This window comes from Pseudomonas sp. NEEL19 (assembly GCF_028751975.1).
Classification (GTDB): domain Bacteria; phylum Pseudomonadota; class Gammaproteobacteria; order Pseudomonadales; family Pseudomonadaceae; genus Aquipseudomonas; species Aquipseudomonas juntendi.
On record NZ_CP081491.1, the window covers coordinates 1,880,503 to 1,891,711 of the forward strand.

9 protein-coding genes are annotated in these 11,209 nt (G+C 65.5%); 8 read left to right on the top strand and 1 reads right to left on the bottom strand.

Going from position 1 to position 11,209, the window contains the following annotated elements:
- The first annotated feature begins 323 nt into the window (after positions 1–323).
- From K4A76_RS08570 to K4A76_RS08605, 8 genes are all read left to right on the top strand, one after another.
- On the top strand, positions 324–3,155 hold the full coding sequence (locus K4A76_RS08570; protein WP_274411939.1) for a xanthine dehydrogenase family protein molybdopterin-binding subunit: 2,832 nt from the start codon (positions 324–326) through the stop codon (positions 3,153–3,155).
- Positions 3,148–3,684 carry a (2Fe-2S)-binding protein gene (locus K4A76_RS08575; protein ID WP_274411940.1) on the top strand — a complete coding sequence of 179 codons (537 nt, stop codon included), beginning with the start codon at positions 3,148–3,150 and terminating at the stop codon, positions 3,682–3,684. Before K4A76_RS08570 ends, K4A76_RS08575 begins: the two co-directional genes overlap by 8 nt.
- A 2-nt stretch (positions 3,685–3,686) precedes the next feature.
- On the top strand, positions 3,687–4,898 hold the full coding sequence (locus K4A76_RS08580; protein WP_197885776.1) for a cytochrome c: 1,212 nt from the start codon (positions 3,687–3,689) through the stop codon (positions 4,896–4,898).
- Between the two features lie 3 nt (positions 4,899–4,901).
- On the top strand, positions 4,902–5,873 hold the full coding sequence (locus K4A76_RS08585; protein WP_274411941.1) for an XdhC family protein: 972 nt from the start codon (positions 4,902–4,904) through the stop codon (positions 5,871–5,873).
- A complete protein-coding gene (locus tag K4A76_RS08590) occupies positions 5,870–6,460 on the top strand; it encodes a nucleotidyltransferase family protein (RefSeq protein WP_274411942.1) in 591 nt (196 codons plus the stop codon). Before K4A76_RS08585 ends, K4A76_RS08590 begins: the two co-directional genes overlap by 4 nt.
- A 58-nt stretch (positions 6,461–6,518) precedes the next feature.
- On the top strand, positions 6,519–7,202 hold the full coding sequence (locus tag K4A76_RS08595; RefSeq protein ID WP_009684795.1) for a response regulator: 684 nt from the start codon (positions 6,519–6,521) through the stop codon (positions 7,200–7,202).
- Entirely contained in the window at positions 7,199–8,521 is a 1,323-nt protein-coding gene (locus K4A76_RS08600; RefSeq protein WP_009684794.1) for an ATP-binding protein, read from the top strand. Before K4A76_RS08595 ends, K4A76_RS08600 begins: the two co-directional genes overlap by 4 nt.
- 205 nt (positions 8,522–8,726) lie before the next feature.
- Positions 8,727–10,118, top strand: coding sequence for an aspartate aminotransferase family protein (locus K4A76_RS08605; RefSeq protein ID WP_274411943.1), 1,392 nt, complete (start codon positions 8,727–8,729; stop codon positions 10,116–10,118).
- Positions 10,119–10,157: 39 nt separating this feature from the next.
- Here K4A76_RS08605 and K4A76_RS08610 read toward each other — a convergent pair whose 3' ends face one another.
- A complete protein-coding gene (locus K4A76_RS08610; RefSeq protein ID WP_274411944.1) occupies positions 10,158–11,126 on the bottom strand; it encodes a siderophore-interacting protein in 969 nt (322 codons plus the stop codon).
- Positions 11,127–11,209 lie beyond the last annotated feature (83 nt).

An 11,209-nucleotide genomic window follows, 5' to 3' on the forward strand; every position in this document is an offset into this window, starting at 1 on the left:
CGATATCGCGTCGTACAAACAAGGCGCTCGCGCGCGTCCGGCACAGGCAATACTGGCCCGAAACAAGCGTAGGAGCGGGTTTACCCGCGAAGCGCCGCGCGGGCGGCGCTCGATCTCCCAAGCGCCGAATCTCCAAAGACGAACACCTATCAGCCCAAGCAAGGATCCCCCCGCTTAAAACCCGACACACCGCGACATATTGTCGGCTTGACTTTGCCTGTCCTCGCTAAATTGCTGTAAAGTTGACGTTCAGGTCAGCTTTCTGCAAGCCAGGCCCAGAATCAGAAGAAAGGGCAGACCCTCGACTGCCCAGAGGATCAAGCATGTCCAACCGTGATATTTCCAGGCGCGCCTTCCTGCAAGGCGGCCTGGTCGCTGGTGTCGGTGTGACCATGGCGCCACTTGGCAGCCAGGCGTTCGCCGCGCTGATGGAGGAACGCGTCACCGCTTCGCCGCAGAAGTGGATGAACCACGACGGCAAGGCGCGTTTCCGTAACGATGCGTTGTCCAAGGTCTGCGGCGACAAGGTGTTCGCCCGCGACATCCGTGCCAAGGACATGCCGGGCTGGCCGGTGCAACAGGGCCATGCCTTGCTGCTCAAGGCCACCAAGGCTGACCGCATCTATGCCGGGCATGACCTGAGCCTGCTGGGGGCAGACCTGCAACCAGACCGTGTCGTCACCGCCGCCGACCTGGAACAGGACAGCATCGCCTGGCCCGAAGCACACTCGCCCGACCCGCTGCTGCCGCCTGGCAAAGTACCGATGTTCATCGGCCACCCCGTGGCAATCCTGATCTGGCACGATTTCGAGCGTTTCCGCCAGGCCAAGCGTAAGCTGCAGTTCAACGACCAGGCGATCCGCTACGGCGCCCAGGCGCCGCTGTACCAGCGTGACCCCTATGGCAGCTTCCGCTTCGTGCGGGTGGGCGGCGCCACGCCGTTCGACGACGATGAGTTCTCCAGCCTGAAGAATTCCATGCTGTTCCCCACCATCCTCAACCGCAAGCCGGTGTGGTCGAAACAGCCCAACCAGCATGGTGACCTGACCGAGCAGGGGCTGTTCTACGCCAACCGTATGGCCGAACAGCTGGACAACCCGCCCGAGGACTGGCTGGTGTTCGACGAGCGCTACAAGACGCCGTCCATCGAACCTGCCGCGCTGGAGCCGGACAACGGCAATGGCTGGTACGACCGGGCCAGCGGCACGCTGCACTTCGTGGTGGCCACCCAGTGCCCGTTCGAAGTGGCGCAGGAATGCGTGCACATGATCAAGCCGTCGCGGTTTGCCCTGAACACCCTGAACATGCACCCCGGCTACACCGTGGGCTACGGCTCCAAGGACAACAACATCTTCGTTTTCTACGCTGCCGTGGCTGCGTTGTACGGCGACGGGGTACCGGTCCGCCTGGCCAATGACCGCTACGAGCAGTTCCAGAGCGGCATCAAGCGCCATGCCTTCGATATCCGCTACCAACTGGCAGTGGACAAGAAAGACAACAGCTTCAAGATTTTCCGCGCCGACATGAGCTGCGACGGTGGCGGGCGCATCAACTACAGCCCGTCGGTGGCCGCAGTGGGTGCGACCGCAGCGCAGTCGATCTATTACATGCCGCAGAACGACCTGTCGGTGACTGCCTATTACTCGCGTGGCGTGGAGGCGGGCTCCATGCGCGGCTATGGCACCCTGCAGAGCATGGCGGCGACTGAAATGATGGTCGATGAAATCGCCGGCGGCCTGGGCGTGGATGCCATCGACCTGCGCCGTGCCAACGCGCTGAAGTCGGGCATGAAGAACACCCAGGGCGCGGTGCCGGCCGGCGCCCTGCGCCTGTACGAAATTCTCGACAAGGCCGCCGTGCACGACTGGTGGCGCAACCGTGACGCACGCAAGCAGCAGATCGATGCCAAGGACCAGGATCACTGGTACGGCGTGGGTTTCGCCATCTGCCAGAAAGACTTCGGAACTGGCGCGGAAGCGCCGATGGCCAGCGTCGAGTTCAGCCGCGACGGGCGCATCAGCCTGCGGCACATCGGTACCGAACTGGGCACTGGCATGTCCACTTCGCAGGCCCTGGTGGTCAGCGACTTCCTTGGCCGTTCGGCCGATGAGGTGCGCACTGCCGTTACCGAGTGGCCAGAGCTGCAGCTGACCACCAGCGGCAACCCGTACCTGATCAGCCAGCCCGAACAGGACGCTGCCCTGCGTAATCCGCGCTGGGTGGGCAAGCTGGCGTCGCCATCGTCGGCGACCAACTCGGCGTTCTATTTCAGCCACGCTACCCGCGAAGCTGCACGGGTACTGTTCAACCACGGCCTGTGGCCGGCGGCCATGGCCATCTGGCGCCAGGGGCCTTACGGCGGGCAGGCCAACCCGCTGGTGGTGCGCCGCGAGAACGCTGTGTGGGTCAACGGTGAGCTGACCGGCAACGGCCTGGCACCGATCCCGTTCGCCCAGCTGGCGCAAAAGGCCCATGACATGGGCCTGGTCACCGGTGTGAGCGTCCACGGCTTCAACCGCTGGAGCTGGGCCGAAGCCGACTTCGTCATCGACGGTGTGCGCGAGCGCTTCCCGCTCGACGCCGTGGCCGTGAAATACGGCGACGGCGCGGTCAACGCCAAGAAAGCGCAGATGAGCAGCCACGGTTATCACCTGCTCGACCGGCAGAACGCGGCGTACCCCGATACCCAGCTGAACAACGCCATGGTCACCTACTACAGCCCGGTGGCGACCATTGTCGAAGTCAAGGTCAACAAGGGCACCCACGAAGTGCAAGTGCTCAACCACCACAGCTGGGTCGAGTGCGGCCGGGCGCTGGTGCCGGAGCTGGTCAAAGGCCAGCTCGAAGGTGGCATCGCCATGGGTATCGGGCACGCCCTGACCGAAGAAATGCCAATGTACGAGGGCGGGCCCGGGGAGGGCGACTGGAACTTCAACCGCTACCGCCTGCCGCATGCGCGCGATGTGGCGGTGTGGCAGCAGACCAGCGAAATTCTGCCGCCGCTGTCACCCACCGACCCGTCCAAGGGCATTGCCGAAGTGGTGATGATCCCGGTCGTCGGTGCCATCGGCAATGCCGTCGCGCATGCCATTGGCAAGCGCGTGCGCGATCTGCCCATTACCCCAGCCCGTATCAAGGAGGCCCTCAATGGCTAACCGCCCACTGCAACTGACCCTCAACGGTCAACCGGTCGGCCCGGTCGAGATCCCCGACGACCTGGCGATGCTCGACTACCTGCACGAATACCAGAACCTCACCGGTTCGCGCCTGGGCTGCGGCCAGGGCATCTGCCACGCCTGCGTGGTGATCGTGGACAACCCGGACGGCACCTGCGAAGAAGTGCGCACCTGCATCACCGGTGCCCACTACTTTGCAGGCAAGAAAGTGCGCACCATCGAAGGCCATGCCAGCAAGGACGAGGCCGGCAACCTGACGCTGAACCCGATCCAGCAGAAGTTCGTCGACCTGTTCGCCTTCCAGTGCAGTTACTGCGCGCCAGGCTTCGTCAACGCCGCTACCGTGCTGGTGGAAACCGCCCAGCGCCAGCCGCTGAACAAGAGCGAAGTGCAAGACCGCATCGAGGCCAGCCTCGGGCACCACATCTGCCGGTGCACAGGCTACGTGCGTTACTACGACGCCACCCGCCAGGTGCTCAACGACCTCGGCCTGGTCAAGGAGGGTTGAACATGGGCTTCGTACGTAGCGCATTGGCGCTGGCGTTGGGTGTTGCCGTCAGTTCGGCGGCCCTGGCTGCCGATGAAGCACAGGTCAAGCGCGGTGAATACCTGGCCCGCGCCGCCGACTGCATGGCCTGCCACACCGCCGAAGGCGGCGCACCGTATGCCGGCGGCCTGCCGATCCATTCGCCGTTCGGCACCATCTACGGCAGCAACATCACCCCGGACAAGCAGTACGGCATCGGCAACTACAGCGCCGACGAGTTCTTCGCAGCAGTCACGCAGGGCAAGCGCAAGGATGGTGCCAACCTTTATCCCGCGATGCCTTACACCTCGTACCACCTGATCAAGCGCGAAGACTCGGACGCGATTCTTGCCTACCTGAAAACCGTACCGCCGATCAACCGCCCGGCCCCGCAGACGGCGCTGCGCTTCCCGTTCAACGTGCGCATGGGCCTGAGCGGCTGGAACCTGTTGTATGGCAAGAGCGTGCAGCTGCAGCCAACCGAGGGCAAAAGCCCGGCCTGGCAGCGTGGCCAGTACCTGGTCGAAGTCATGGGCCACTGTGGCGAGTGCCATACCCCACGCAATGCGATCGGCGCACTGCAGCAAGACCAGCGCCTGAGCGGCGGCCTGCTGGCGGGTTACCTGGCGCCCAGCCTGCTGGCGCAGGACCTGGCTGAGCGGGGCTGGACCCAGCCAGACTTGACCACCTTCCTCAAGCACGGCATCAGCGCCCAGGGCAGCATGTTCAACGAGATGTTCCCGGTGGTGCACCACAGCACCCAGCACCTGGAGGACGCCGACCTGGCGGCCATGGCCACCTACCTGCTGGGCGACCAGCCACCCGCGGCCAAGGTCATCCAGCCGGTTGCCCTGGCGCAGATGAGCGACAGTGCCCAGCGCGGCCACCAGCAGTACCTGAACGTTTGCGCCGGCTGCCATGGGGTCGACGGCGAGGGCAAGCCACACGTCGCCGTGGCCATGCAGGGCAATACCGTGCTGCGCCAGGCCGACTCGCGCAACCTGGTCAAGGTCATCCTCGAAGGCATCCGCGAACAACAGTTCACCGGCTTCGAGCGCATGCAGCCGATGCCTGGCTTCGCCGGTAAGCTGGATGACCAGCAGGTGACGGACATGGTCAACTACCTGCGCCAGGCCTGGGGTGGATTGCCCGGTGACCTGAAGGTACAGCAGCTCGCCGAGCTGCAGGCGGAGTAACCGGTGCAGCATCTCGATCTTCAGGTGATTCGCCAGGCCTTGCAGTGGTCGTGCAGCGGTCAGCAGGTGTGGTTGTGCACGGTACTCGCCACCTACGGTTCGGCGCCGCGTGCACCGGGGTCGCTGCTGGCGGTCAACGCCAGCGGCCAGTGGCTGGGTTCGTTGTCTGGCGGCTGCGTAGAGGACGACTTCCTGCACCGTGTGGCCTTGGGCGAGTTCGCCGAGCCGGTCACCCTCGTGCGTTACGGCGATGGCAGTGACCCCCGTTCGGGCATTCGCCTGCCGTGCGGCGGGGTGCTGGAAGTGCTGGTGGAAAACCTGGCGGCCGAGTGCGACGTGCAGGCTCACCTGCGCGAGTTGCAAAGTGCATTGCTGGGGCAGCGCCGGTTGTTGCGCGAAGTGCGCCTGCCCGACGGCAACCGCCAGCTGGTGCCTGACACCAGCCAGGGGCCGCGGGTGCAGCGTGAGCCCACCCATGTACGCCTGCGCGTCGGCGCCGCCCAGCGCCTGCTGCTGGCGGGCTATTCCAGCGTGGCGCACTGTTGCGCCGAGTTCGGCAAAGGCCTGGGCTTCGAAGTGATTCTCTGCGAGCCACGTGATGAAGTGCTCGACGGCGTGCACCTGGACGGCATCGAGCTACGCCGCGAGCTGCCGTCGGAATTTATCGCCAATGGCGGTTGCCATGCCGACACGGCGGTGGTTGCATTGACCCATGATCCGAAAATCGATGACCTGGCCATGCTTGAAGCGGTGCGTACCGAAGCGTTCTACATCGGCGTGATGGGCTCGAAGGCCACCTCTGACAAGCGTCGCGAGCGCTTGCAGCGCATCGGCGGCCTGAGTGGCGACCAGTTGGCGCGTATCCACGCGCCGATCGGTCTCAACCTGGGTAGCAAGACACCGGCCGAAATCGCCCTGGCGGTACTGGCCGATATCTTGCGCCTGCGCAACGGCATTGGGCGGGCGGCGCTGTGAGTGTGGTGGCGTTGGTGTTGGCGGCTGGCAGCAGCGTGCGCTTCGGCGGCGACAAGCGCCGGGCGCTGATGGCGGACGGTCGCAGCCTGCTGGTGCACAGTGTCGAACGTGCCTGCGCGGTGTTCGATGAGGTGCGGGTGGTGTTGCGCGACGGCGAACGGGCAGAGGCGCTGGGTTTGCCATCGGCGTGCCGGGTCATTTCCAGTGTCGATTGCGCACAGGGCATGGGCCATAGCCTGGCAGCCGGCGCCGCCTCGCTGGCAGATTGCGAGGCGCGGGCGGTAGCGGTGGTGTTGGGCGACATGCCCTGGGTGGCGCCCGCCACGCTTGGCTTGCTTGCACGCCAGGCCGGTGCGTCAACGATAGTCCTGCCTTGGCATGCCGGGCGGCAGGGCCATCCGGTGTTGTTCGGCCGTGATTTCTGGCCGGCGCTTGCCCGGTTGCAGGGTGATGAAGGGGCGCGGTCGGTAGTGAAGGCTCATCCAGAAAGTTGCGTCAGGGTGCACGTGCAGGACGTCGGTGTGCTGCAGGATGTCGACAGGCCAGAGGCGCTGAGCTCGCCCAGCCCACCTGCAGAGGGTTCATAATCCCCCCTTAATCCCTTCATAGTGCAATGCCAGCCACACCAATGCGGGAGCCCACACCATGCACGTTCTGCTCTGCGAGGACGACGACTTGATCGCCGCCGGCATCTGCGCCGGCCTTACCGCCCAGGGCCTGACCGTCGACCGGGTGGGCAACGCCGCCGCTGCGCGGGCCATGCTGCAGGCGGCGCAGTTCGACGTGATGGTCCTCGACCTGGGCCTGCCCGACGAAGACGGCCTCAAGCTGCTGCGCCGCCTGCGCGAAAAAGGCGAGACCTTGCCGGTGCTGGTGCTTACCGCGCGCGACGCCGTCACCGATCGCGTCGATGGCCTGCAGGCCGGTGCCGACGATTACCTGCTCAAACCCTTCGACCTGCGCGAGCTGGCTGCACGCCTGCACACCCTGCTGCGGCGGGTGGCCGGGCGGGCGGTCAATGTGATCGAGCACGGCCCGCTGCGTTATGATCCCAGCAGTTGCGAGGCGACCCTGGCCGGCCAGCAGGTCGACCTTTCCCGCCGTGAACAGGCGCTGTTGCAGGCCCTGTTGCAAAACCCCGGGCGCGTGTTGTCCAGCGAGCAGTTGAAGGACTGCGTGTATGGCTTCAGTGACGAAGTGGAAAGCAACGCCCTGAACGTGCATATCCACCACCTGCGGCGCAAGCTCGGCAACGGTATCGTCGAGACCGTGCGCGGCCTGGGCTACCGCCTGGGCCCGGCGCAGGCACCGGAAGAGGCTGCACCATGAGCCTGCGGGTACGCTTGAGCCTGATCCTGGGCAGTGCCTTCATCATCATCTGGGTGCTGGCTGCGGCATGGATGCTGCGCGACCTGCGCCAGCAGATGATGTTTTCCCTCGACCAACGGCTGGTCGCCTCGGCGCGCATGGTCGCCGGGCTGATCGACCAGTTGCCGCAACCATTGACGGCCAAGGGCGGCGAGGCGCATTTCTCGGCCGACCAGTTCAGCGTGCCGGACGGCATGGCTTGCCAGGTCAGCTCGCTGCGCGGCGAAATCCTCGCCAGCAACCACAAGCACGACGGGACCATGGATGACGAGCGCAGCGGCTTCCGCGACCAGACCATCGACGGCGCTTCGTGGCGCACCTTCACCTACAACCATGGGGATGTGCGCATCACCACCGCCGACCGGCATATGGAGCGTGAAGCGCTGAACCAGTCGATCCTGCTGGCGGCTTCGGCGCCGGTGCTGATGGCCCTGCTCGGTAGCCTGGGGTTGTTGTGGATCGGCCTGGGCAAGGGCCTGGAACCGCTCAACCGCATGCGCGATGCCTTGCGCCGCAGGCGTGCCGACAGCGTCGAGCCGTTGCAGGTGGCGGGCCTGCCCAGCGAGTTGCAACCGTTGCTGGACACCCAGAACCAGTTGTTCCTGCGCATTGCCCAGACCATCGAACGCGAGCGGCGCCTGACCGACGATGCCGCGCACGAGTTGCGCAGCCCGTTGACCGCAATCAAGACCCACCTGCAGGTGGCGCGCATGACCGATGGCGCCGTGCGCGAGCAGGCACTGGAGCATGCCGAGCAGGGCGCCGACCGCATGCACCGTACCCTTGAGCAGTTGCTGATGCTGGCACGGGTGGAGGGCAGCCTTTCGTTCGAAGATGGCGTGCAGTGCAGCGCCGAGCAGGTGGCCCGCCAGGCCGTACAGGACGCGGGCGGGGGTGACAACCGGCGCATTGTGCTGCGATTGCCTGAAGAAGCCACGCAGATCTACCTGGGCATGCCGGCGCCGCTGGCAGTGGCCGCGCTGCGCAATCTGCTGGACAACGCCCTGCGCCATGGCGGCGAACAGGCAGTGGAGTTGGAGGTGCAGATGGCTGACGGGCAGGTGGGCTTCATGGTGCGGGACCATGGGCCGGGGATTGCCGAGGCGGATCTGGAACACCTTACCGAGCGTTTCTGGCGCAGCGGGCAGAGCGGTGGTTGCGGGCTGGGGTTGGCGATCGTGCAGGCGATCGTGCAGCGGTGTGCCGGTAGCCTCAGGTTCGACAGCAGTAGCGATGGCTTGCGGGTGTGGTTGCAAGTGCCGGCGCGTTCGAGCAGTTGATTTTCCTTGCCTGTGCCGGCCCTTTCGCGGGCTTGCCCGCTCCCACAGGTACTGCACAGGGCCTGACCCTGTGGGAGCGGGCAAGCCCGCGAAAGGGCCGGCACAGGGGAATAAAATACAGTAACAACCGCTAAATCCTCCCAGCACCCAAGCGTTTTCCAAGCGACGAACACCCGCACTTTCGCTCGCTTGCGAGGATTTACCCATGTCCACCGCTTCCAGCCTTGCCCAGGTCCCGCCGGCCAGCGTGCCGCAGGTCCTGTACGAATTCACCGACTCACCGTTGCTGCAACGCCAGCAACAGCAGGAGTCCAACGCCCGCAGCTACCCACGGCGCATCCCGCTGGCGCTCAAGCGCGCCAGGGGTATCCACGTCGAAGACGTCGAAGGCCGACAGTTCATCGACTGCCTGGCGGGCGCCGGCACCTTGGCGCTGGGCCATAACCACCCGGTGGTGATCGAGGCGATCCAGCGTGTGCTGGCCGATGAGATCCCCTTGCACACACTCGACCTGACCACACCGGTCAAGGACCGCTTCGTTCAGGACCTGTACAGCATCCTGCCCGAGGCCCTGCGCCGCGAGGCCAAGGTGCAGTTCTGCGGCCCGACCGGGACCGACGCCGTGGAGGCGGCACTCAAGCTGGTGCGCAGCGCCACCGGGCGCAGCACCGTGTTGGCCTTCCAGGGTGCCTACCATGGCATGAGTCAGGGGGCGCTGAGCCTGATGGGCAGCCATGGTCCCAAGCAACCGCTGGGTGCCTTGTTGAGCAGCGGCGTGCAGTTCATGCCATACCCGTACGACTACCGCTGCCCGTTCGGCCTGGGCGGTGAGGCTGGGGTCAAGGCCAACCTGCATTACCTGCAAAACCTGCTGCTCGATCCGGAAAGCGGGGTGCCACTGCCGGCAGCAGTCATCCTGGAGGTGGTGCAGGGCGAGGGCGGGGTGATCCCGGCCGATATCGAATGGCTCAAGGGCGTGCGCCGGATCACCGAGCAGGCGGGTGTGGCCTTGATCGTCGATGAGATTCAGAGCGGCTTTGCCCGTACCGGGCGGATGTTCGCCTTCGAGCATGCCGGCATCGTGCCGGACGTGGTCACGCTGTCCAAGGCCATTGGTGGCAGCCTGCCGTTGGCGGTGGTGGTGTACCGCGACTGGCTGGACACGTGGAAACCGGGGGCGCACGCCGGCACTTTCCGCGGTAACCAGATGGCCATGGCGGCGGGTTCGGCGGTAATCGATTACCTGGTCGAGCATCGCCTGGCCGAGCATGCCGAGGCCATGGGGTTGCGGTTGCGTGGGCACCTGCAGCGCCTGCAGCGGGACTACCCGCAGTTGGGTGATATCCGTGGCCGTGGCTTGATGCTGGGTGTGGAGCTGGTCGACCCGCAAGGCCAGCCCGATGCGCTGGGCCACCCACCGGCTAACCGCGACCTGGCGCCGAAGGTGCAGCGCGAGTGCCTCAGGCGTGGGCTGATCCTGGAGCTGGGTGGGCGGCGTGGCGCGGTGGTGCGCTTCCTGCCGCCGTTGATCATCAGCGGCGAGCAGATCGATGACGTTGCACAGCGTTTTGCCGAGGCGTTGAGCGCGGCAGTCTGAGCCTTTGCCGGGGCCGCAAAGTGCCCCGGCTATCTCACGTCAATCAAAGGTCCGCCCGGCCCGCCAATAGCCCATCAGGGTCAGGCACGCGCGTTGCAACCCGCGCTCCTTGATCAGATACCGGCGAATATCCATCACTGTCGCCGATTCCCCCGCGACCCATGCATGGAATGTGCTCCTGGCACTACTGGCCTGCTCCCACAGTATTCGTGTGTCGATATCCACCTCTTCCAGCTTTACCCGCGACGCGGCCTGCTCTTGAGGCAGGCTGGCCAGTTCGCGCACCGCATGCTGCATGGCCTGGCCATGCGCGCAGCCCAGCAGATCGCGCGGCAGCCAATGCAGTTCGGTGGCATCGCCATGGCGCAGATCCAGGCAGTCAGCTTGCAACGGCACCTCGATGAACGCCTGCACCGCAAGCTCGGGCTGGGTCCCTGCCAGTTGCTCAAGAATGCCGGCAATCGCCGGCAGTGCCGTTTCGTCACCTACCAGCAGTACGTTGCGCACGCCCTGGGGTGGCTTCCATTCATAACCGCCGGGGTCGCCGGCATAGTCCAGGTTGGGCGCAAGCATCTGCAGGCGGTCACCTACCTGGGCATGGGTGGCCCAAGCCGAAGCAGGGCCGTTGACGCCATGCAGCACGAAATCTACATCGACCTCCAGTGCTTCCCGACGCAGCGCGCGGATGGTGTAGGTCCGCATGGGTGGGCGTTGCGCGGGCGGCAAGGCGCTGTGCGCCGTTTTCCAGTGGGCATCGGCGGGAACTACAGGCAGCGAACCATCTGGGGCGGGAAAGAACAGCTTGACCCGTTGATCGGGGGCCATGGTGGCCATCCGCGCCACATCGGGAGCGGTGAACACCAGGCGTGCAAGTGATGGGGAAAGGGTGATGCGTTGCTTGAGCTGCAGATCGAACAGGCGGTAGGCGCTGGCAGCCGGGCTGGGGCTGCCGGCCAGGCGGCGCAGGCCTTGCTGGAGTGCCTGGGTGATGCGGGAGGGGGTAGGCATGCGAAGGTCCTCTTGCAGGGCGGCTTTCTTGGTAAACGAGCCGTCGCAACGGCAAATTAACGCCTCGCTGTGGGCCGGTCGGC